Consider the following 20791-nt stretch of genomic DNA (forward strand, 5'->3'; position numbering starts at 1 on the left):
CCGGTCGCGGGGTCGAGCCGATATTCCCCTGGCTACACGGGCAGGATCGGGGCGCGGAGCAGGCGTTCACCGACGAACGAGGCGATGGTGTCGAGCTTCTCCTCGGACGCCTGCATCACCTTGTCGTCGGCGCCGCGGTCCCACACCCGCTTCGCCTCGTCCCACGCCAGGTCGCGGGTGAAGCGGATGACGAGGTCGGAGACCCAGTTGGCCGTGCGATCCCAGATGGCGTCGTCGGGGCCCCTGCTGAGGAAGGAGCCCAGCTCCTCGCGCAGGGGGTCCATCTCCTGCTCGAAGACGTCGTTGATCAGCCGGTAGTCGTAGAACTGGGCGCTGTCGGGTCCGTCACCGTCGGGCGTGACGTGCTTCCAGGTGGCCACCAGCGCGCACGAGAGGTCGAAGTTGATGTGGGCGTTCACGCCGGCCACCGCGAAGTTCACGGGGGCGATGCGGGGGTCGCTGCGGTTGTCGAACAGCAGGCGCCAGACCCCGGGAGTGCGGTGCATGTCCTCGGCGTAGGTGCGCAGCGCGCGCAGGTAGCGCTCGGCGAACTCCAGGTCGAGCCTGATCAGGAAGGCAGGGTCGCGGAACTCCCCGCTGTCGACCATGTTCCCGATCCGGGTCGTGATGATGTGGTAGAGCCGGGTGAACGCGGCGATCCCGTCGTCATCGCGCAGCATCGACGTGCCGGAGGCGTACTCGTGGATCGCCGCGAGCCGCCGAATGACGTCCGGGATGGATTCCGGCATGGTGGTGCCCGCGAGCCGGGCCAGGTGCTGAGTGGACCCCGGCCCCCCGCCGGGCTGTGCCAACTTCCCGATGTCCTCCGTGTCCACTGCACGCTCCTCTCGTTCGATCTTCCCGTCCGGGTGACTGCTCCAGGTGAGGAGGGACGGCGTGCCGTCCTGATACGGCAACGTCCGGCCCCACCCGGATGATCGCTCCTCCCGGCAGGACAGTGGGGGTCCCTCTGGATCTCGCTTGGTGAGATGGCATAACCTCGGCCGACGTGACCGAGCGCCCGGCGACGCCCCCGCTCGTCGGACGGGACGATCACGTCGCCACGCTCGTGTCGGCCTTCGACGGAGCGCAGCAGGGCCGGATGGCCACGGTCTTCCTGGTCGGTGACGCAGGTGTCGGCAAGACGCGCCTGGTTCAGCACCTCGTGAGCTGCGCGGAAGAGGCGGACGCCACGGTGCTCCTCGGCGGGGCCACCGACATCGCGGAGAGCCCCCCGTTCTGGCCGGTCGCCTCGGCGCTGCGCAATCTTCTGCGCTCGCAGCGGGGAGAGGAGCTGCAGCAGCTGTTGTCTCCGTGGGCGGACCAGCTGGAGGAGCTGGTGGCGCTGCGCCCGGCGGTGCCCGCCCTCGCCGGCGCGCAGGCGCGGGTGCAGACCCTCGAGCTGCTGCACCGGGTGGTCCTGAGGCTGGCCGCGCGCTCCGTCGTCGTTCTCGTAGTGGAGGACCTGCAGTGGGCCGACCGCTCCACTCTGGACCTCCTCGCCTACCTGGTCGCGAACCTCGTCGACGAGCGCGTGCTCGTCGTCGCCACCCATCGCACCGAGCTGCCCGCCGACGCCTCCCCGGCGCGCACGATGATCAACGAGTTCCGGCGCCACCGCCAGGTGCAGTGCCTGGAGATCGCGCCGCTGCACCGGAACGCGGTCGCGGAGATGGTGCACGCGCTGGCCCCGGGCCGTACGGACCTGGTGGACCTCGTGTGGAAGCGCTCCGCAGGCAACGCGTTCATCGCCGAGGAGACGGTGCGGGCGGCGCTCGACGGCGATCCGACGGGCCTGCCGACGACGCTGCGCGAGCTCGTGCTGTCCCGGGTCAACCGCCTGTCCGAACCGGCGCTGCGTGCCGTGCGGGCCATCGCCCTGTGCGACGGCCCCCTGCCGCACCGTCTCCTCGAGACCGTGCTCGACGGTGGCGGTCCCGACCTGTTCGGCGCCCTGCGCGAGGCGGTCAACGCCGGTGTCGTCGTCGTCGACGACGGTGTGGACGGCTACCGGCTGCGGCACGGCCTGATGACCGACGTCGTGATCCGGGAGCTGCTGCCCGGCGAGCGCATGCACCTGCACAGGCGCTACGCCGTGGCGCTCGAGGAGCCGTGGGCGCGCGAGCTGCCCGGCGTCGACGCCCGGCTCGCCCACCACTGGCAGTCGGCGGGCGACGTGGAGCGGGCCGCCGCCGCGGCCGTCGCCGCAGCCGAGTCGGCGGGACAGCTACGCGGCTACGCCGAGGCGCACCGGCACTGGCTACGGGCCGCGCGGCTCGCCGGGCAGCTGGCGGCGCCGCCCATCGCGCGCAGTGAGTGCCTCGAGCGGGCCGCCGAGGCCGCTCATCTCGCCGGAGATGCCGACCAGGCCGTCGCTCTGCTCGCCGAGCGGCTCAGCCTGCTGGAGGCGACCGACGAGTCCGGCGGCCTCGACGCGGCGCTGCTGCACGCTCGCACCGGCCAGTACCTCGTGGCCGCTGGACGCGGCGCGGAGGCCGCACTCGCGTTCGGCCGCGCCACGGCTGCCCTGCCCGTGTCAGGGGCCGAGGAGGAGCGGGCCCAGGTCCTGGGGTGGCAGGCGTCGGCGCTGTGGACGGCGGGGGACTACGCGGCCGCGCACGCGAGCGCCGAGCGGGCGCTCGAGCTGGCGCGGCGGATGGGGCTCGCGGCCGAGGAGGCGAAGGCGCTCGCGACGCTGGGCTTCAGCCTGGCCTATCGGGAGGACCCGGAGGCGGGGGAGGCGGCCCTTCGCGAGTCGCTCGCGGTGGCGGAGCGAGCGGGTGAGCCGCAGGAGATCGCCCGTGCCTACCGGAGCCTGGCCGACCTGCTCTCCGGCCCGCTGAACGAGCTGGACCGCGGCGTCGAGATCGCCCGCGCCGGAGCCGACCGGGCCCACGCCCTGGGGCTGCACCGCAGCGCCGGGGTCGGGTTGATCTCGATCGCGGCCAACGGCCTGTTCCGGCTCGGCCTCTGGGACGAGGCGGACGCGGCGATCGCCGAGGCGTGGGAGCTCGCACCCAGCGGCGCCGAGGCGCTGGAGCTGCGGCTGTCCCGCGCCCGCATGGACATCGGCCGGGGACGCTTCTCGTCGGCGGAGGACGACCTCGAAGCCGTCGACGTGCTCTCGGCGAGCACCATCGGCCCGCGCTACCGGATCCCGCTGCTCACCCTCCGCGCAGGCCTCACGATGTGGCAGGACCGCCCCGACGCGGCACTGGACCACGTCGCCGCAGGCCTGGACGTCGTCGAGCAGGGTTCGGACGACGTGTGGCTCGTGGCACCGCTGGTCTGGCACGGCGCCAGGGCGCGCGCCGAGCTCGCCATGCTCGGGCTGCGCCGCCCCGACGACGGGATCGACGGCCGGTTGCGCCGCCACGCCGCCGAACTCACCCGCAAGGCCGCGTCCTCGGTGCCGGCGATCCGCGACACCGTGCTCGGCTTCGTGCGGATGTGCGCGGCCGAGGACGGGCGGGCACTGGGGCGCTCCGACCCCGATCTCTGGGAGAGCGTGGCCGAGTTCTGGCACTCCCAGCAGCAGCCCTACCCGTCGGCCTACGCCCACCTGCGCCGTGCCGAGGCGCTGCTCGCGCAACGTGCGCAGTCGGCTGCGGCGACGGAAGCCCTGCGGCATGCCGGGCATCTGGCGCGCGAGCTCGGGGCCACCCCGTTCCTGGAGGAGGTCGTCGACCTGGCGGAGCGGGCGCGGGTGCGGATCGACGCCCCGGTCCCCGTGCCCGAGCCGGACCCTCCGGCGGAGGAGGCGCAGGGCGACGAGCTCGCCGCGCTGACGGCCCGCGAGCTGGAGGTGCTCACCGAGCTGTCCGGCGGCCGGACCAACCGGGAGATCGCGCAGCGGCTGTTCATCAGCGAGAAGACCGTCGGTGTCCACGTCAGCCGGATCTACGCCAAGATCGGCGTGCACACCCGGGTGCAGGCCACCGCGGTGCTGTTCCGGTCGATCCCCGAGGCGCGGCGCAGGCGCTCCAGCGGCTGATCGGCCCCGCCTACTGCGCCCCGGTGGCGTAGGTGCCGTCGTCGAAGCTGCGCCGCACACGGTCGATGAGCCGGGCGCGGCTGGGGCCGAGGCTGCCGATCGGGATGCCCGTGGCGTGGGCCACCTCGGCATACGGTCGCGGCTCGTCCGCGAACAGCGCGCGCATGATCGTCCTTCCCCGGGGCGGCAGCGTGCCCACGATCTGCCACAGCCGGGCCGCGGTGTCGGCGTCGACCACCTGCTCCTCGACACCCGGCTCCGTGGCGGGCACCGCGTCCATCTCGAGGCCCACGAGGATCTGGCTCTCCCGCAGGATCCGCAGGCACTCCCGCGACGCGGTGGTCGCGAGCCAGCCGCCGAGCCGGTCGGGGTCACGTAGCGAACCGAGGTGCTCCACCAGGCGTAGCCACGTGCGCTGCTCGGCGTCACGGGCGTCGGCGTCCTGCAGGCGGTAGGCGCGCACCACCGACGCCACCAGCCCCCGGTACCGGACGACGACCTCCGCCCAGGCACTGCCGTCGCCCTGCCGGGCGAGCGCGAGCAGTTCGGTGTTCCGGAGGTCCTGGATCTTCGTGGTCGTCGTCGCGGGCGCCGTCGTCACGGTGGTCACAGTCATCGCCAGGGCTCCTTCTAACGGGTGTCCCAGAGTCGGGTGAACGGGCGCCGATGTCGTCAGGACAACGCCCTACGTATGCCCCTACGGACCCCCTACATCGCAGCGGTGAGGCGGTCGCCGTATCACCGCGCGCCCCACGCGACTCATCCCGCGGTCCGACACCGCTCGCCGTGCGTCACCGGGGAAACGCGCGACCAACGGTCTCGGCGCCGAAGAGCCGAGGCGGGATCGAACCCGCGGACCTGACGACGGGAGCGATGGGAATGGGCGCAATGACGGTCGAGGTGAACGGATTGCGGGTGATCGCGGGTTCGGCCGCGCGATGGGGAGCACCCAGGCCGGCCGGGCGCACCCGGGCCAGCGGAGCGGCCGAGACCCCGGCCCCGGAGCACCGGGGGTCGGCCCTCGGGGGCCGGGAGGGCGCGCTCGAACCGGTCACTCCGGACGCGATGGTCCACGTGCTCTCCCGGCTGCAGCCGGGAGCGGACGCGGGGCGGCGCGGGGACGGCGCAGGGCCGGTCAACCGGCTCCTCACCGGGGTCGTGGAGGCGACGGTCGAGGCCGGGTCGACGGTCGATCCGGAGTTCGTCGCCGTGCTCGTCACGGAGCTCGCCCGCCGCTATCTGAGGGCCGTGAGCTGCTACGCCCGTGGGGCCAGGGTGCCGCGGGCGTGGCGTGAGGTGCTCGGGCGGTGGGATCCGGAGAACATCGACCCCGCGCGGATCACCCTGGCGGGTGGACTCACGATCGTGGGGCACGACCTCCCGTCGGCCGTGGTGAGCACCTGCACGCTCCTCGGGCGCACCCCGGGCCCTGCCGAGCGGGCCGCCGTGCAGATGATCGTCGGGCTGATCGCCGACCGGCTGCGCGATGACGCGGCCGTGGTGGCGCTCCTCGGCTCCGACGGCGTGGGCGTCCTGCTCTCGCGGCACGACGCATGGCGGCAGGCCGAGCACCTGTGGGCCGTGCGCGGGCGACCGTCCGAGGCCGAGGAGGAACGCGCCGCCATGGACTGGCGGGCCGGTCTCGTCGCGCGGGGCCTGCTGGCCACCCACTCCCGCTGACCCCGGAGCAGCCCGTATCCCGACCGCGAGTCGCCCGACGTCCGGGCTGGTCGCCCCCGTGCCCGCTCTACGCGGGGGCGAGCACGACCACCGGACGGGCCAGCTCGCCGCGTTCGCTCACGAGGGCCAGCGCCCGGCCGTCGGGGGCGAAGACGCCGTAGGTGCCGTCCACCCCGGCGGCGGGGAGCGGGCGGCCGTGCGCGATGTCAGCGGCGAGAGCGGCGTCGAGGTCCCGGCGCGGAAACGCCACTCCGACGGCCTGGTCGAGCGGGAGCGTCAGTTCGGGTGCGCTCTCGAGCTGCTCCAGCGTGCGGGCGTGCTCGAGGGTGAACGGGCCGACGCGGGTGCGGCGCAGCGCCGTCAGGTGACCGCCGACCCCCAGCGCCGCGCCGAGGTCGCGGGCCAGCGCCCGCACATACGTGCCGGACGAGCAGTCCACCACGACGTCGAGGTCGTCGCCGCGCCGGGCGAGGAGCCGGAACTGCGACACCGTCACCGGACGGGCCGGGATCACGACCTCCTCGCCTGCCCGCACACGCGCGTAGGCGCGCTTCCCGTCGATCTTGATCGCGCTGACCGAGCTCGGCACCTGCTCGATGGCGCCCGTCAGCGCGGCCATCCCGGCCGCGATCGCCGCATCGTCGACCGCTCCCGCGTCGGCCGTGCTGACGATCTCGCCCTCGGCGTCGTCCGTGGTCGTCGCCGCGCCGAGGCGGACCGTCGCCGTGTACGCCTTCGTGTCGAGCGCGAGGTGCCCGAGCAGCTTCGTGCCGCGTCCGACGCCGCAGACGAGCACGCCGGTGGCCATCGGGTCGAGCGTGCCGGCGTGGCCGATCTTGCGCGTGCCGAGGATCCGGCGCAGCCGGGCGACCACATCGTGCGATGTCAGTCCGGCGGGCTTGTCGACCACGACCAGGCCGGAGGGGACGGCGTTCACGTGCGGCGATTCTTCCTTCCCGGCACCCGGCAGGGTGCCGGGGGGCGGGAGGACCGGGCGACCGGCCGCCGGCGATCGGGCGATTCGCCGACGGGAGAAGAGGTCACTCGACGGGGGTGCGGGCGAGCGTGGGGCCGCGCAGCCGGTTCCGTAGGCTCGACCCGTGCAGCGCTGGCGGGGGCTCGAGTCCGTGCCGAGCGGCTGGGGTCGCAGCGTCGTCACCGTCGGTGTGTTCGACGGGGTGCATCGCGGCCACCAGCAGCTCATCGGTCGGGCGGTGGAACGCGGGCGGGAACGTGGTCTCCCGACCGCGCTGGTGACGTTCGATCCGCACCCCGCCGAGCTGATCCGGCCGGGCAGCCACCCGGCGCGGCTGACCAGCCTCCGGCGCCGGGCCGACCTCGTGGCGGGGCTCGGGGTGGACGCCTTCTGCGTGCTGCCCTTCACCGCGGAGCTGGCCCGCACCGAACCCGCCGAGTTCGCGCACGAGGTGCTCGTCGAGCGGCTGCACGCCGCGGACGTGGTGGTCGGGCGCAACTTCACGTTCGGCCACAAGGCCAAGGGCGACGTGGCGCTGCTCACCGAGCTCGGGCAGAAGTTCGGGTTCGGGGTGGAAGGGCTCGACCTGATCACCGACGACGGGATCACGTTCTCCTCCACGTACATCCGCTCGTGCATCGCCGCAGGCGACGTCGAGACCGCCGCGGCGGCGCTGGGGCGTCCCCATCGCATCGAAGGTGTGGTGGTGCACGGCGACCGGCGGGGCCGGGACCTGGGCTTCCCCACAGCCAACCTGTCCACCCCGCCCTATACGGCGCTTCCTGCCGACGGCGTCTACGCGGGACGTTTCGGCATCACCACGGTCAAGGAGGGAAGCAGGCTCCTGCCCGCGGCTATCTCGGTCGGCACGAATCCCACGTTCTCCGGGCGCGTGCGTTCCGTCGAGGCCTACGTGCTCGACGTCGACGAGGACTTCTACGGGTTCGAGGTCGCACTCGACTTCGAGCACCGGCTTCGCGGGCAGGAGCGCTTCGACGACGTGGAGTCGCTCATCGTGCAGATGCAGCGCGACGTGGACCGCGCGCGTGAGCTGCTGGGCGGCTGACACCCGCCGGGCACTTTTCCCGTTCGGCCACGCAGCCGGTGGGGGAGGTGCCAGCATCCTGCGCATGGCTGAGGCAGGTGCAGAGCCGCTGCGGTCCCGGATGGCGGTCAACCGCGAGCGGCAGCGCGAGCTCTACGGTGCGCCGCTCGGCGATCGCGTCCGCCGGCTCACCTCGGCGCTGGGCATCTCCCAGTCCCGGCTCGCCCGCACGCTGGGGATCAGCCCGGCCATGCTGAGCCAGCTGGTGAGCGCCCGCCGCGTCAAGATCGGTGATCCCGCTGTGCTCGCCCGGTTGCTGCTGCTCGACAAGCGCTGCCACGTGGTGCGCACTCCGCTGGAGACACGCGCGGTCGATGCGCTGCTCGCGGAGGTCGCGCAGGCGAGGTGGCAGTGGAACGAGCCGCGCGTCCCTGCCCAGCGCGGGCGCCGTGAGCCCCCCGCCGGCACGGCGGCCGCCGCGTTGCGCGGAATCGCCGAGCCTGCCCGCCTGGCCGCCGCGGCCGCCGCGCTCGGCCCGGGTTTCCCGGAGCTTGCCGAGGTCCTGCGGCAGGCCGCGAGCCGGCCGGGGGCCTGACCGTGCGCCTGTTCACCGCGCTGTGGCCGCCGGCGGAGGTGGTGTCGGCACTGGTGGCGGCCACGGGCGAGCCCCCGTCGGGCTGGCGCGCGGTCGATCCGGCCTCCTGGCACCTCACGTTGGCGTTCCATGGGGAGGCCGATCCGGGAGTGCTCGCCAGGCGGCTCGATCGGGCGGCCGCCGGGCTGGCCGCGCCGAAGCTGCGGATCGCCGGGGCGGGGTCCTTCTCCGGAGTGCGCTGGGCGGGGGTGCAGGCCGACGCGCCGGAGCGGCTGTCTCACCTCGTCACGGCGGCGGGCGGCGATCCCGCCGAGTTCGTCGCGCACCTCACGGTCCTGCGCAGGCAACGGCGTCCGGGCCGGGGAGCCGACCACGTTCCGTCGGCACCGTGGGCCTCTCATGAGGGGCCGTGGTGGCGGCCACAGGAGGTGCTGCTGATGGTGAGCGAGCCGGCCAAGGGCGGCTCCCGATACCGGCCGGTGCACCGGGTGCCGCTGGCCGGCGAGTAGCCCGTCGGACGCGAGGGGCGGCGCTGACGGCGACGCCATCGTGCCTGGTAACGTGGAGTGCTGGGTCCGGCTGCAGTCCGTGGCGGCCATGACCGACTCCCGGCGCTCATCATCATCATGGCGTCGGCCTCACGGCACAGCAACGAAAGAGGAGCACGTGGCACTCGACGCCGCAGAGAAGAAGACGATTCTGGACACCTACGGTGTCCACGAGGGTGACACCGGTTCCCCCGAGGCGCAGGTTGCGCTGCTGACCAAGCGGATCAGCGACCTGACCGAGCACCTCAAGATGCACAAGCACGACCACCACTCCCGGCGGGGCCTGCTCCTGCTGGTCGGCCGGCGGCGCCGGCTGCTGAAGTACCTGGCTTCGGTCGACGTCCAGCGCTACCGGTCACTGATCGAGCGCCTCGGCCTCCGCCGCTGAACCTCGGCCGGCCCGGCACCCCGAGCGGGGTCCGGGCCGGCACCACAACTCCACGACGCCACGCCTCCGGTAGCTGATCCGCCGGTCCTCGGTAGTGGCTCCCGGGCCCATCCCGCACGCGGCCCGGGTGCTTCGATCGATGACCGGCTCGGCCGAGGGTCCTCCCGGTGTGGCGTGGGGTCTCCCCTCTGGAAGAGGAGATGTCCACTTCATGACAGATGACCAGACAACCGATACAGCGGACAACGTCCACGAGACGACCGCCGTCATCGACAACGGGAGCTTCGGCACCCGCACCGTCCGGTTCGAGACCGGGCGCCTCGCGCGCCAGGCCGCCGGTTCCGTCGTCGCCTACCTGGACGACGAGACGATGCTGCTGTCCGCCACCACGGCGTCCAAGCAGCCCAAGGAGCACTTCGACTTCTTCCCGCTCACGGTGGACGTCGAGGAGCGGATGTACGCGATCGGCAAGATCCCCGGCTCGTTCTTCCGCCGTGAAGGGCGCCCGGGCACCGACGCGATCCTGACCTGTCGCCTGATCGACCGGCCGCTGCGCCCGTCGTTCGTCGACGGTCTGCGCAACGAGATCCAGATCGTCGTCACGGTCCTCTCGCTCGACCCGCAGGACCCTTACGACGCACTGGCGATCAACGCCGCGTCGGCGTCCACGCAGCTCGCCGGGCTGCCGTTCTCGGGCCCCATCGGCGGCGTCCGCGTGGCGCTGATCGACGGCCAGTGGGTGGCGTTCCCGCAGTACGAGGACCTGCAGCGGGCCGTGTTCGACATGGTCGTCGCGGGCCGGGTCGTCGGTGACGACGTCGCGATCATGATGGTCGAGGCAGAGGCCACCACCGAGACGATCGGGCTCGTGGCCGGTGGCGCGCAGGCGCCCACCGAGCAGGTCGTGGCGTCCGGGCTGGAGGCGGCGAAGCCGTTCATCCGGAGCCTGTGCATCGCGCAGCAGCAGCTGGCCGACGTCGCGGCGAAGCCCACCGGCAACTTCCCGACCTACCCCGCCTACCAGGACGACGTGTTCGAGGCCGTGGCCGCGAACGCCTCGGACGACCTGGCCCAGGCGCTCGCCATCGGCGGCAAGCAGGAGCGCGAGTCGCGCCTCGACGAGGTCAAGGCCTCAGTGCTCGACAAGGTCGCCCCGCAGTTCGAGGGTCGCGAGAAGGAGATCGGCGCGGCGTTCCGCGCGCTGAACAAGAAGCTGGTGCGCCAGCGCATCCTGCGCGACCAGGTCCGCATCGACGGTCGCGGCATCACCGACATCCGGCCGCTGTCGGCCGAGGTCGAGGTGATTCCGCGCGCCCACGGTTCGGCGCTGTTCGAGCGCGGCGAGACCCAGATCCTGGGTGTCACCACACTGAACATGCTCCGCATGGAGCAGCAGATCGACTCGCTCGGCCCGGAGACGCACAAGCGCTACCTGCACCACTACAACTTCCCGCCGTACTCCACCGGTGAGACCGGTCGGGTCGGGTCGCCGAAGCGCCGCGAGATCGGCCACGGCGCGCTGGCCGAGCGGGCGCTGCTGCCCGTGCTGCCCACGCGCGAGGAGTTCCCGTACGCCATCCGGCAGGTCTCGGAGGCGCTGGGCTCCAACGGCTCCACGTCGATGGGCTCGGTCTGTGCGTCCACGATGGCGCTGTACAACGCCGGCGTGCCGCTGAAGGCGCCGGTGGCGGGCATCGCGATGGGCCTGGTCAGCGACGAGGTCGACGGCCAGACGCGCTACGTCGCGCTCACCGACATCCTCGGTGCCGAGGACGCGTTCGGCGACATGGACTTCAAGGTCGCCGGCACCTCCGAGTTCGTCACGGCGCTGCAGCTCGACACCAAGCTCGACGGCATCCCGTCCGAGGTGCTGGCCGCGGCCCTCTCGCAGGCCAAGGACGCCCGGCTGACGATCCTCGAGGTCATCGGCGAGGCGATCGACCGGCCCGACGAGATGAGCCAGTTCGCGCCGCGCGTCACCGCGATCAAGGTGCCGGTCGACAAGATCGGCGAGGTCATCGGCCCGAAGGGCAAGATGATCAACTCGATCACCGAGCAGACCGGTGCCGACATCTCGATCGAGGACGACGGCACGATCTACGTCGGTGCGGCGGACGGCCCGTCGGCCGAGGCGGCGATCGGCATGATCAACGCGATCGCCAACCCGCAGCTGCCGAAGATCGGCGAGCGGTTCCTGGGCACGGTGGTCAAGACCGCCGCGTTCGGCGCCTTCGTCTCGCTGGTGCCGGGCAAGGACGGCCTGGTGCACATCTCGAAGCTGGGCCAGGGCAAGCGGATCGCCAAGGTGGAGGATGTCGTCAAGGTCGGCGACAAGATCCGCGTCGAGGTCACCGACATCGACAACCGCGGCAAGATCAGCCTGGTGCCGGTGGGCGAGGAGTCCGAGAACGGCAGCGCGCCCGCTGGTGACGCCGCCGCCAGCGACGTCGCTGCCGGGGAGTCCGGCGCCGATGTCGACGCCGCGGCCGCCGAGGTCTCGCCCAGTTGACCGACGTCCTTCTGACGCCGGGGGCGGGGGCTGCGGCCCCCGCCCCCGGCGGCGTCTCCCGCACCGTGCTCCCCGGCGGTCTGCGCGTGCTCACCGAGAGCGTGCCCGGCGTCCGTTCGGTGTCGCTCGGGATCTGGATCGGCATCGGCTCGCGTGACGAGACGCCGCTGCAGGCCGGTGCCGCCCACTACCTCGAACACCTGCTGTTCAAGGGCACGAGCCGGCGCACCGCGGTGGAGATCGCCGAGCAGTTCGACGCCGTCGGCGGCGAGCTCAACGCGTTCACCGAGAAGGAGCACACCTGCTACTACGCGCAGGTGCTCGACACCGACCTGCCGCTCGCGGTGAACGTGCTCGCCGATGTCGTCACGGACGCGACGATGAGCCCGCCCGACGTCGAGACCGAGCGGGGGGTGGTGCTCGAGGAGATCGCGATGCGCGATGACGACCCCGAGGATCTGCTCGCCGAGCTGTTCGACGAGGCGCTGTTCGGCGAGCACCCACTGGGTCGTCCGGTGATCGGCACCGAGGACTCGGTGCGGTCGATGAGCCGCGAGACCCTGCACGGTTTCTGGCGGGGGCAGTACACCACCCCGCGGATGGTGGTCGCCGCCGCCGGCAACCTCGTGCACGACGAGGTCGTGGAGCTCGTGGCGGGCGCCCTCGGCAGGGCGGCAGGTGAGGCCGGGCCTACTGCGTTGCCCGTCGGGCCGCGCCGTCCGGAACCGGCGGTGCTGCCTCCAGGCCCACGGCTGGTGCTGCGCCCCGAGGACACCGAGCAGGCGCACGTCATGCTCGGCGTGCCGGGCCTGTCGCGCCACAACCCGCTGCGCACCGCGCTCACCGTGCTCAACACCGCGCTCGGTGGCGGCCCCAGCTCCCGGTTGTTCCAGCAGGTCCGTGAGCAGCGCGGATTGGCCTACTCCGTCTACTCGGCGGTCACGAGCTACTCCGACGCGGGCCACCTCGCCGTCTACGCCGGGTGCGCGCCCGAGCACCTCGACGAGGTCGTCGCGGTGGTGCGGGGGGTGCTCGCCGAGGTGGCGGCGGGCGGACTGACACCCGCGGAGGTCGCGCGGGCCCAGGGCAACCTGCGCGGCGGGCTCGTCCTCGGGCTGGAGGACACGCCGTCGCGGATGAACCGGCTCGGCCGGGGCGAGCTCGACCACGGGCGCCAGCGCGCGGTCACCGAGAGCCTCGACCGCATTTCGGCCGTCACCCCGGAGCAGGTGGCCGACCTTGCCCGCACGTTGCTGACTGCGCCCCTCACGGCGGCCGTGGTCGGCCCGTACGACAAGAAACGCGACCTCCCGCCGTCGCTCCGCTCGCTCGGCTAGGAGGTGCTGGACAACTCCGCGCAGTAGGGCCGAGTTGTCCAGCGCGCTCCTGGCCCGCGTCCTGTTCGTCCGGCATGCCAGTATCGGTGCGGTGTCCCCCGAGACCCTTGTCGCCGGGCTGCTGATCGTCGTCGGCATCGCCGGGATAGTGGTGCCGGTGCTGCCCGGGCTGATCCTCGTGCTCGCCGGTGTGGCCGTCTGGGCGGTCCCGCGCGGGGACGCCCTCGGCTGGGCGGTACTCGGCATCGCGACCGGGATCGTCGTGCTGGGCAGCGTGGCGAAGTACCTGTTGCCCGGCCGCCGGCTACGCGACTCCGGAGTGCCCGGCCGCACGCTCGCCGCGGGAGCGGTGCTGGGCGTGGTCGGGTTCTTCGTCGTGCCGGTGGTGGGTCTGTTCCTCGGGTTCGTGCTCGGGGTCTACCTCGCCGAGCTGGCCCGGCTGCGCGGGCACGGGCAGGCGTGGCCGTCCACCAAGCATGCGCTCACCGCGGTGGGGTGGAGCATCGTCATCGAGCTGTTCACGGGTCTGCTCGCCGCGGCGGTGTGGATCGGAGGGCTCGTTCTCAGCTGATGCCGGGGCTCTGATTAGTCTGCGGTCGTGGCGGAGAACGGGATCCGGGTCGGTGTGGTGGGCGCGCAGGGGCGGATGGGCGCGCAGGTGTGCGGCGCCGTCGAGGCGGCGCCGGACCTGGAGCTGCGCGCCCAGGTCGACGAGGGCGACCCGCTGTCGCTGCTCGTGGACGCCGGTGTGCAGGTCGCCGTCGACTTCACCCATCCCGGCGTGGCGCTCGACAACGTGCGGTTCTGCATCGAGCACGACATCGCCGCGGTGGTCGGCACCAGCGGGTTCGACGAGACGAAGCTCGCCGCGGTGCGCGGGAAGCTCGCGGAACACCCCGGACACGTGCTCATCGCCCCGAACTTCGGTATCGGCGCCGTCCTGTCGATGCAGTTCGCACGGCAGGCCGCGCGGTTCTTCGAGTCCGTCGAGGTGATCGAGCTGCACCACGCCGGCAAGGTCGACGCCCCGTCCGGCACGGCGGTGCACACGGCCGCCCTGATCGCAGCGGCACGGGCCGAGGCCGGCGACGGACCGGTGCCGGACGCCACCACCACCGAGCTTCCGGGTGCCCGCGGCGCCGAGGTCGACGGCATCCGCGTGCACTCCGTCCGGCTCCCCGGGCTGGTGGCGCATCAGGAGGTCGTGCTCGGCACCACGGGGGAGACGCTGACGATCCGCCACGACTCCTTCGACCGGGCGTCGTTCATGCCGGGCGTGCTGATGGCCGTGCGCGCGGTGCGCGAACGCGAGGGCCTCACGGTGGGCCTGGAGCCGTTGCTCGGCCTCTGAGTCCTGTCGGAGGGCCGGGCTAGCGTTCGCGCTGTGCCCATGGCGATAGAGCTGGCCCGCTTCACCATCCACGACGGCGCTGAGAGCCAGCTGGTCGCGCAGCGGCCGGCGATGGTCGGGGCGCTGCGCGAGCGCTTTCCGGCGTGCCTGGCGGCCTACCTGACGAAGGAGGACGACGGCGGTTGGCTCGACGTCGTGCTGTGGCGCAGCCGCGCCGAGGCCGAGGAGGCGGCGCGGGAGGTGAGCGCTCGGTGCCCGAGTGTGCGTCCTGGTTCCGGCACATCGCCGTCTCGGGCGGGCTGAGGTACGTCGACGTCGTGGACGAGTGGAGGGCCCCGGCCGATCAGCCGGTCAGGTGAGCCGGAGGTCGAGGGATCCGGTGATCCGCACCTCGCGCAGCTCACCGGCCCCGGTGTCGAGCACGCGCACCGTTCCGTCGGGCTCCCAGCCCGCGTGGGCGTAGAACCGGCGGGACGCCTCGTCGGCCTCCGGTACCCAGGCCAGCCCGTACACCGCGCCCGCCTCGCGCAGGCTCGCGGCGGCCGTGGCGAGCAGCCGCCCGCCATGACCGCGCCTGCCCCACCGGGGCTCCACCAGCAGGGCGCTGATCTCGGCCCATGCCCCGGGCTCCAGCGTGGGCCCGGTGGGCGGGGCCGCCTGCTCCGGCGGCATGGCGATGGAGGCGGCGCAGAACCCGACGGTCCACTCACCTTCGGTGGCGACGAGTACCTGGCCGTGACCGGCCTCGACGGCCGCTGTCCAGGCTTTGTGCGCCTCCTCGCTGCGCAGCTGGGCGAGCGCCTCCGCCGGGACGAGCGTGGCGTACGCGGCCTCCCACGTGCCGGACTGGATGCGCACGATCTCGTCGACGTCGGCGGCGGTGGCGCGATGGACGGTGGCGGTGGCCATGCGCGTCATTCAAGCCGACGGCCCCGTGGCGGTCGGTCCGGGGCGCAGATCCGGGGGCGGTGACCGCTACGTGTGCGTCGTCCCACCCGGGGGACAGCGAGTCGTTGGCTATGGCAACGTCAAGACGTGGACGCCGCAGTCGCTCCCCGCTCACCCGGTGCCCTCGCCTGGATCGCCCTCGGCGTCGTCTACGTGCTCTGGGGTTCCACCTACCTCGGCAACCGGCTGATCATCGCCGACGTCCCGCCGCTGTTCGCGGGTGGCGCGCGGTTCCTGATCGGGGGCGCGCTCCTGGGGCTCGTGGTGCTGGCCGTCGCCGGACGTGCAGGCTTCCGGATGACACGCGGCCAGCTCGCCACCACGGCGCTGTCGGGCCTGCTGCTGCCCGCCTGGGGCAACGGGCTCGTGGCGCTGGCCCAGCAGAAGGTGGCATCCGGCCTGGCTGCCCTGCTCATCGCCGCGGTGCCGCTCTACATCGTCGTGCTGCGGGCGCTCACCGGGGACCGGCCGCGGCCGGCCACGCTCGTCGGCGTCGGGGTCGGGGTGGCCGGGCTCGCGATCCTCGTGCTCGCCGGGCCGTCGGGTGGGTCCGGTGGCGTGCAGGGCAGCGCGTGGTGGGGACCGTGGCTCGTGCTGCTCGCCGGCCTCGGCTGGGCCACGGGCACGTTCGCGACCACCCGGCTCCCGACGCCGGCCAACCCCTTCGCGCTGGCCGCGGGGCAGATGTTCATAGGCGGGGTCATCCTGATGACGGTCTCGCTGGCCTCCGGAGACCGGCTCGACATCGGGTCCGTGTCGGTCGTGGCCTGGTGGGCATGGGCGTACATGGCCGTGGTGGTCTCGCTCGCGGCGTTCGGCGCCTACGCGTACGCGCTGGCGTCGCTGCCGGTGTCGACGGTCGCCACCTACGCCTACGTCAACCCGGTGATCGCCGTGCTCCTCGGCGTCCTCGTGGCGAACGAGCGGTTCTCGACGATGCAGCTCGTCGGCGGTGCGGTGGTGCTCGTGGCGGTCGTGCTGGTCATCGCGGCGGAGCGGCCGCGGAAACGTCGGGGTGAACTGGCACCATCCGGAACGTGACGCCCCCGCCCGCTGTCGAGACGATCGGTGCTGCCGCGGCTCGTCGTGCCGCCCTCGCCGCCCAGGGATTCGCCGACCCACGCCCCGCAGGCCCGGTCACGCGCCGCCATCTCGCGCGCACCCTCGACCGGATCCGTCTCTTGCAGCTCGACTCGGTCAACGTGGCCGTCCGGGCCCACTACATGCCGCTCTACAGCCGGCTCGGTCCCTACCAGCGCGAGCTGGTCGACGACGCCGCATGGTCCCACTCGGCGCGCCGCCCGCGGCTGCTCGCCGAGTACTGGGCCCACGAGGCCAGCCTGCTCCCGGTGGAGGACTGGCCCCTCCTGCGCGCCGGGGCCAAGCGCGACGGCTGGTGGCGCCACTACGGGGCGCTGGTCGAGCGGCACCCGGGCCTCGTCGACGACGTGCTCGCCGCGGTCAAGGAGCTGGGCCCGATCGGCGCGGGCGCTCTCGAGACGGCGGTCGGCGGGCCGTCGCGGCCGCGTCCGCCCGGCGCGTCCTGGTGGGAGCGCTCCGACGTCAAGCGCATCTGCGAGTACCTCTTCGGCATCGGCGCGCTCACCACGGGCACGCGGCGCCACTTCCAACGGCTCTACGACCTTCCGGAGCGGGTTCTTCCGCCCCACGTGCTTGCGGCGCCTGCGCCCTCGCAAGAGGAGGCGGCCCGCGCGCTGGTTCTGCGCTCGGCGGCGGCGCTCGGCGTCGCCACCGAGACCGACCTGCGGGATTACTACCGGCTCGCCCCGGCCGCCAACCGTGCGGCGCTGCTCGCGCTGGTGGAGGCGGGGGAGCTGGAGCCGGTGGAGGTGCGCGGCTGGGCGCGTCCGGGCTACCGGGTGCCGGGTGCGCGTCTCCCGCGCCGGATCGGCGGGCGGGCGCTGCTCAGCCCGTTCGATCCGCTCATCTGGGAGCGCTCCCGCACCGAGCGGATCTTCGGGTTCCGCTACCGCATCGAGATCTACGTGCCGGAGCCGAAACGGGAGTACGGCTACTACGTGTTCCCGTTCCTGCTCGACGGCGAGCTGGTGGCCCGGGTCGACATCAAGGCCGACCGCCGGGCCGGGGTGCTGCGCGTGCCAGGAGCCTTCGCCGAGCCCGGGGCCGACCTGCCACGGGTCACCGCCGAGCTGGCGGGGGCATTGCGCGAGATGGCCGACTGGCTCGAGCTCGACGGCGTGGTGGCGGGTGAACGGGGCGATCTCGCCGCCCCGCTCGCCTCGGCCGTGCACGCAAGCCATTCACTGACGTAGAACCGTGCGCTGATGTACTCGTGCGCGGATACGAGCGCCCCCGCACCCGTATCCGCGCACGATCCCCCGCTCGTGACGCCGCAGGTCAGACGGCCGCGGCCGCCCGTGTCACGAGCACGTCGCCGCTCCCGGTGCGGCCGCGCACCTGGAGCGCAGCGGGCTGCTCGGGAGCCACCCCGGTCACCTCCAGGTCGCTGCGGGTCTTTCCCGAACCGGACGTCAGATCCAGCTCGGCCCGGACGCCGGGGTGCACACCGATCCGCAGCCCGCCGGAGCCGGTGGTCAGCTCCAGGCGTCCGCAGCGGGCGTCGGAGATCTCGACGTCGCCCGAGCCCGTGCGCACGCCGAGGTCGGCATCAACGGTGCCCACCGTGACGGCCCCGCTGCTGGCGCGCACCTCGGCGGGCCCTCCGGTGGAGGCCACCGCCACCTTCCCCGACCCGGTACGCACCCGCATCCGGCCGGCCACGGCTCCGATCTCGACGTCGCCGGACCCGGTGGTGACGTCCGCGTCGCCGCCCACGGCGGCCACGGAGATCCGGCCCGAGCCGGTGCGCACGCCCGCCCACCCCGCACGGCCGGTCACCCGGACGTCGCCGGCGCCTGCCCGCGCGGCCAGGCGCGAACCCGCGGGCGCCGACACGGTGATCGCCAGCGGCACCACGCGCAACGGCAGGTCCTGCGAGGACCGGACAACGAGCCGCTTTCCCGTCTCCGACCAGCTGATCTCCGCAGCCCGCACCGCGTCGGCCGCGAGGTCGTCGACGCTGCGCCCGACGCCGGGACCGCCGTGGCCGCCGAGCCAGTTGATGATGCCGCTGAGCCCCTGGGTCCAGGTGTTGCCCGCGGACGGGTCGTGGCGCACCTCCACGCGCACGTCACCCGCGCTGCCCTCGCCCGTGCCCCCGATCTGCTCGTCGAGATGCACGCGGATGCGGCCGACGTCCACCGTCAGCTCCATCTCGACGCCGCCGTCCACCGGCCAGCTCTGCCGGCGTACGAGCTCCTCCGAGCCGGTCGGCTCGTCCGTCCCGAAGTCCGTCGCGTCGTCCACGCCGCTCACCCCTCGACCCATCCGCGTAGGCGCCTCTCGTCACGGTCGCCCTGTGCCCAGTCCCGGCGGTCGTGCCGCCGTCCGCCCCCCGCCAGTGCCCCTTGGACGGCCTGCGCCACCCAGGAGTTGAGCGACACGCCCTGTGCGGCCGCGGCCTGCTCGGCCTGGTTCTTCATCTGCTCCATCAGCCGTAGCGTGATCCGGCTGATGTCCCCCGCGTCCGCTCCCGGTGGGAAGCCGCGGAACGGCGGCGGGTTCTGCGACTCCGCCGCGACGGGTTCGGCGGCGGAGTCGGCGCTGACCGCGACGCGAACGTCGCGGCCGTCGAGGCGCACCTCGACCACGCGGTCCGGCAGCGCGGCGGTGACTTCGGCCGCGAGATCGGAGAGCGCGTTCATGAGAGCCAGCCGGGCGGCCGGCTCGATGGCGGCACCGAGCAGTGCAGCGGTGCGCTGTGTCTGCTCGTCACCCGCGGCCGCTGCGGAGGAGAGGTCCTCCCGCAGCTGCGTGATGTACTGGCTGAGATCCATGACATCACTGTGGCGTCATCGATGACGCCAGTCAAGGAGAATCCTGACGCGTTCGTGGCGTCAGCCGGTGTCACGCGGAATGGTCAGGGGCCGGGCTACCCTTCGGACCCATGCCGCAGATCGTGCCGCTGGGCGTCCAGCTCGTCGCCAAGACCGAGTTCGTCGCACCCGAGGGCGTGCCGTGGAGCACGGACGCCGACGGGGGCCAGGCGCTCGCCGAGTTCGCGGGGCGTGCGTGCTACCAGTCCTGGGCCAAGCCCAATCCGGCCACGGCCACCAACGCCGGGTACCTGCGCCACATCCTCCAGGTCGGGCACCTTTCCGTGCTGGAGCACGGCACGGTCAGCTTCTACCTCACCGGTGTCTCGCGCTCGCTCACCCACGAGCTCATCCGCCACCGGCACTTCTCCTACAGCCAGCTGTCCCAGCGCTACGTCCCCGAGCGTGACGCCGCCATGGTCGAGCCCGACGTCATCGCCGGCGACCCGGAGCTCCACGAGCTGTTCACCGAGGCGGCCAAGGCATCGGTCACGGCCTACGAGCGGCTGCTCGAAGGGCTGGAGAAGCGCTTCGCCGACGTCCCCAACGCCACGCTGCGACGCAAGCAGGCCCGGCAGGCGGCGCGTTCGGTGCTGCCCAACGCCACCGAGACCCGCATCGTCGTCACCGGCAACTACCGCGCGTGGCGCCACTTCATCGCCATGCGAGCGAGCGAGCACGCCGACGTCGAGATCCGCGAGCTCGCCATCGAGTGCCTGCGCCAGCTGCAGCGCGAGGTGCCCAACGTGTTCGGCGACTTCGAGATCGCGACGCTGGAGGACGGCACCGAGATCGCGTCGAGCCCCTTCGTCACCGAGGGCTGAGCGCGCGCCACTAGGGTCTGCGCGGTGAGCCTGGCGAGCAACGAGCGTGCGCGGATCTGCGACGAGTTCGAGCGGGTCGGGCCCGAGCGGCCCACCTTGTGCGAGGGGTGGTCGACGCGCGATCTGCTCGCCCATCTCCTGGTGCGCGAGCGCCAGCCGTGGGCGGCGCCCGGGATCGTGGTGCCGGTGCTGGCCCCGGTCACCGAATGGGCGATGCGCGGCTTCGACAACGTGCCGTGGGGCGAGATGGTCGGCCAGCTTCGCTCCGGCCCGCCGGTGTGGTCGCCGTTTCGCATCGGCAACCTCGACGAGCTGGCCAACGGCATCGAGCTCTTCGTCCACCACGAGGACGTGCGACGGGGTGAACCTGGCTGGGAGCCACGCCGGCCCGACGCCGAGCGCGACGGTGCACTCTGGTCCGCCATCACCCGGATGGGGCGCCGGCTCTACCGCCACAGCCCAGTGGGCATCGCGCTGCGTCGCCCCTCCGGCGACCAGTACGTCATCACCACCGGCTCCGGCCTCGTGACGATCGTGGGTGAGCCCGGGGAGCTCGTCCTGCACGCGTTCGGCCGCGACGCCGTGCGTGTCGAGCTGGAAGGTGACGCCGCGGCAGTGGCGGCGGTGGCCGCCACACCCCGCGGAATCTAGGGGCGGGCCGCCCCGCCCGGAGGGCATT

The 20791-nt window shown here is 73.1% G+C and carries 21 protein-coding genes; 15 read left to right on the forward strand and 6 right to left on the reverse strand.

Annotated elements, in window-relative coordinates; genetic code table 11:
- Positions 1 to 32 precede the first annotated feature (32 nt).
- Positions 33 to 836, reverse strand: a complete 804-nt coding sequence (locus tag MMF94_RS27400) for a DUF5995 family protein (RefSeq protein WP_241040082.1) — start codon at positions 834 to 836, stop codon at positions 33 to 35.
- A 173-nt stretch (positions 837 to 1009) separates the two neighbouring features.
- Between MMF94_RS27400 and MMF94_RS27405 the strand changes: the two genes are divergently transcribed.
- A complete protein-coding gene (locus MMF94_RS27405; RefSeq protein WP_241040083.1) occupies positions 1010 to 3994 on the forward strand; it encodes a helix-turn-helix transcriptional regulator in 2985 nt (994 codons plus the stop codon).
- 10 nt (positions 3995 to 4004) lie between these two features.
- On the opposite strand, the gene MMF94_RS27410 is transcribed toward MMF94_RS27405, so the two are convergent.
- Positions 4005 to 4610: an RNA polymerase sigma factor gene (locus MMF94_RS27410; protein ID WP_241040084.1), complete on the reverse strand. Its 606-nt coding sequence runs from the start codon at positions 4608 to 4610 to the stop codon at positions 4005 to 4007.
- Between the two features lie 263 nt (positions 4611 to 4873).
- Between MMF94_RS27410 and MMF94_RS27415 the strand changes: the two genes are divergently transcribed.
- Positions 4874 to 5674 (forward strand): DUF5995 family protein, encoded by an 801-nt coding sequence (locus tag MMF94_RS27415; protein WP_241040085.1) that lies wholly within the window; start codon positions 4874 to 4876, stop codon positions 5672 to 5674.
- Positions 5675 to 5741: 67 nt separating this feature from the next.
- Here the strand turns inward: MMF94_RS27415 and truB are convergent, their stop codons facing one another.
- Entirely contained in the window at positions 5742 to 6611 is an 870-nt protein-coding gene (gene truB / locus MMF94_RS27420; RefSeq protein WP_241040086.1) for a tRNA pseudouridine(55) synthase TruB, read from the reverse strand.
- Positions 6612 to 6774: 163 nt separating this feature from the next.
- Here truB and MMF94_RS27425 point away from each other — a divergent pair, with 163 nt between their 5' ends.
- The 9 genes from MMF94_RS27425 (at position 6775) to MMF94_RS27465 (ending at position 14726) form a co-directional block, all read left to right on the forward strand.
- Positions 6775 to 7716, forward strand: coding sequence for a bifunctional riboflavin kinase/FAD synthetase (locus MMF94_RS27425; RefSeq protein WP_241040087.1), 942 nt, complete (start codon positions 6775 to 6777; stop codon positions 7714 to 7716).
- A 64-nt stretch (positions 7717 to 7780) separates the two neighbouring features.
- Positions 7781 to 8290 (forward strand): helix-turn-helix domain-containing protein, encoded by a 510-nt coding sequence (locus tag MMF94_RS27430; protein WP_241040088.1) that lies wholly within the window; start codon positions 7781 to 7783, stop codon positions 8288 to 8290.
- Between the two features lie 2 nt (positions 8291 to 8292).
- Entirely contained in the window at positions 8293 to 8799 is a 507-nt protein-coding gene (gene thpR / locus MMF94_RS27435; protein WP_241040089.1) for an RNA 2',3'-cyclic phosphodiesterase, read from the forward strand.
- A 157-nt stretch (positions 8800 to 8956) separates the two neighbouring features.
- Positions 8957 to 9226 (forward strand): 30S ribosomal protein S15, encoded by a 270-nt coding sequence (rpsO, locus tag MMF94_RS27440; protein ID WP_241040090.1) that lies wholly within the window; start codon positions 8957 to 8959, stop codon positions 9224 to 9226.
- A 211-nt stretch (positions 9227 to 9437) separates the two neighbouring features.
- Positions 9438 to 11735, forward strand: a complete 2298-nt coding sequence (locus tag MMF94_RS27445) for a polyribonucleotide nucleotidyltransferase (protein ID WP_241040091.1) — start codon at positions 9438 to 9440, stop codon at positions 11733 to 11735.
- Positions 11732 to 13072, forward strand: a complete 1341-nt coding sequence (locus MMF94_RS27450; RefSeq protein WP_379660516.1) for a M16 family metallopeptidase — start codon at positions 11732 to 11734, stop codon at positions 13070 to 13072. The genes MMF94_RS27445 and MMF94_RS27450 overlap by 4 nt, the downstream gene beginning before the upstream one ends.
- A gap of 34 nt (positions 13073 to 13106) precedes the next feature.
- Complete coding sequence (locus MMF94_RS27455; protein ID WP_241040092.1) at positions 13107 to 13643, forward strand: DUF456 domain-containing protein; 537 nt, start codon at positions 13107 to 13109, stop codon at positions 13641 to 13643.
- A gap of 27 nt (positions 13644 to 13670) precedes the next feature.
- Positions 13671 to 14423, forward strand: coding sequence for a 4-hydroxy-tetrahydrodipicolinate reductase (dapB, locus tag MMF94_RS27460; RefSeq protein ID WP_241040093.1), 753 nt, complete (start codon positions 13671 to 13673; stop codon positions 14421 to 14423).
- A 39-nt stretch (positions 14424 to 14462) separates the two neighbouring features.
- Positions 14463 to 14726, forward strand: coding sequence for an antibiotic biosynthesis monooxygenase (locus MMF94_RS27465; RefSeq protein WP_241040166.1), 264 nt, complete (start codon positions 14463 to 14465; stop codon positions 14724 to 14726).
- A gap of 48 nt (positions 14727 to 14774) precedes the next feature.
- Here MMF94_RS27465 and MMF94_RS27470 read toward each other — a convergent pair whose 3' ends face one another.
- The gene (locus MMF94_RS27470) at positions 14775 to 15332 is read right to left on the reverse strand and encodes a GNAT family N-acetyltransferase (protein ID WP_241040094.1); all 558 of its coding nucleotides are present in this window, start codon (positions 15330 to 15332) and stop codon (positions 14775 to 14777) included.
- Positions 15333 to 15458: 126 nt separating this feature from the next.
- Between MMF94_RS27470 and MMF94_RS27475 the strand changes: the two genes are divergently transcribed.
- Positions 15459 to 16412: an EamA family transporter gene (locus MMF94_RS27475; RefSeq protein WP_241040095.1), complete on the forward strand. Its 954-nt coding sequence runs from the start codon at positions 15459 to 15461 to the stop codon at positions 16410 to 16412.
- Entirely contained in the window at positions 16409 to 17665 is a 1257-nt protein-coding gene (locus MMF94_RS27480; RefSeq protein WP_241040096.1) for a winged helix-turn-helix domain-containing protein, read from the forward strand. Before MMF94_RS27475 ends, MMF94_RS27480 begins: the two co-directional genes overlap by 4 nt.
- 85 nt (positions 17666 to 17750) lie before the next feature.
- Here the strand turns inward: MMF94_RS27480 and MMF94_RS27485 are convergent, their stop codons facing one another.
- Both MMF94_RS27485 and MMF94_RS27490 read right to left on the reverse strand, forming a co-directional pair.
- Positions 17751 to 18719 carry a DUF4097 family beta strand repeat-containing protein gene (locus MMF94_RS27485; protein WP_241040097.1) on the reverse strand — a complete coding sequence of 323 codons (969 nt, stop codon included), beginning with the start codon at positions 18717 to 18719 and terminating at the stop codon, positions 17751 to 17753.
- Between the two features lie 5 nt (positions 18720 to 18724).
- Positions 18725 to 19249 (reverse strand): toxin-antitoxin system HicB family antitoxin, encoded by a 525-nt coding sequence (locus tag MMF94_RS27490; protein ID WP_241040098.1) that lies wholly within the window; start codon positions 19247 to 19249, stop codon positions 18725 to 18727.
- A 110-nt stretch (positions 19250 to 19359) separates the two neighbouring features.
- Between MMF94_RS27490 and thyX the strand changes: the two genes are divergently transcribed.
- Complete coding sequence (gene thyX, locus MMF94_RS27495; protein ID WP_241040099.1) at positions 19360 to 20112, forward strand: FAD-dependent thymidylate synthase; 753 nt, start codon at positions 19360 to 19362, stop codon at positions 20110 to 20112.
- Between the two features lie 24 nt (positions 20113 to 20136).
- Positions 20137 to 20763 (forward strand): TIGR03085 family metal-binding protein, encoded by a 627-nt coding sequence (locus MMF94_RS27500; RefSeq protein ID WP_241040100.1) that lies wholly within the window; start codon positions 20137 to 20139, stop codon positions 20761 to 20763.
- Positions 20764 to 20791: the final 28 nt, after the last annotated feature.

The sequence above is a fragment of the Pseudonocardia alaniniphila genome (genome assembly GCF_022524485.1).
GTDB lineage: Bacteria > Actinomycetota > Actinomycetes > Mycobacteriales > Pseudonocardiaceae > Pseudonocardia > Pseudonocardia alaniniphila.

Coding starts and splice junctions, on each gene's coding strand:
- MMF94_RS27410 (WP_241040084.1), bottom strand. CDS start 4,610: ATGACTGTGACCACCGTGACGACGGCGCCCGCGACGACGACCACGAAG.
- MMF94_RS27415 (WP_241040085.1), top strand. CDS start 4,874: ATGGGCGCAATGACGGTCGAGGTGAACGGATTGCGGGTGATCGCGGGT.
- MMF94_RS27430 (WP_241040088.1), top strand. CDS start 7,781: ATGGCTGAGGCAGGTGCAGAGCCGCTGCGGTCCCGGATGGCGGTCAAC.
- MMF94_RS27445 (WP_241040091.1), top strand. CDS start 9,438: ATGACAGATGACCAGACAACCGATACAGCGGACAACGTCCACGAGACG.
- MMF94_RS27465 (WP_241040166.1), top strand. CDS start 14,463: ATGGCGATAGAGCTGGCCCGCTTCACCATCCACGACGGCGCTGAGAGC.
- MMF94_RS27470 (WP_241040094.1), bottom strand. CDS start 15,332: ATGGCCACCGCCACCGTCCATCGCGCCACCGCCGCCGACGTCGACGAG.
- MMF94_RS27490 (WP_241040098.1), bottom strand. CDS start 19,249: ATGGATCTCAGCCAGTACATCACGCAGCTGCGGGAGGACCTCTCCTCC.
- thyX (WP_241040099.1), top strand. CDS start 19,360: ATGCCGCAGATCGTGCCGCTGGGCGTCCAGCTCGTCGCCAAGACCGAG.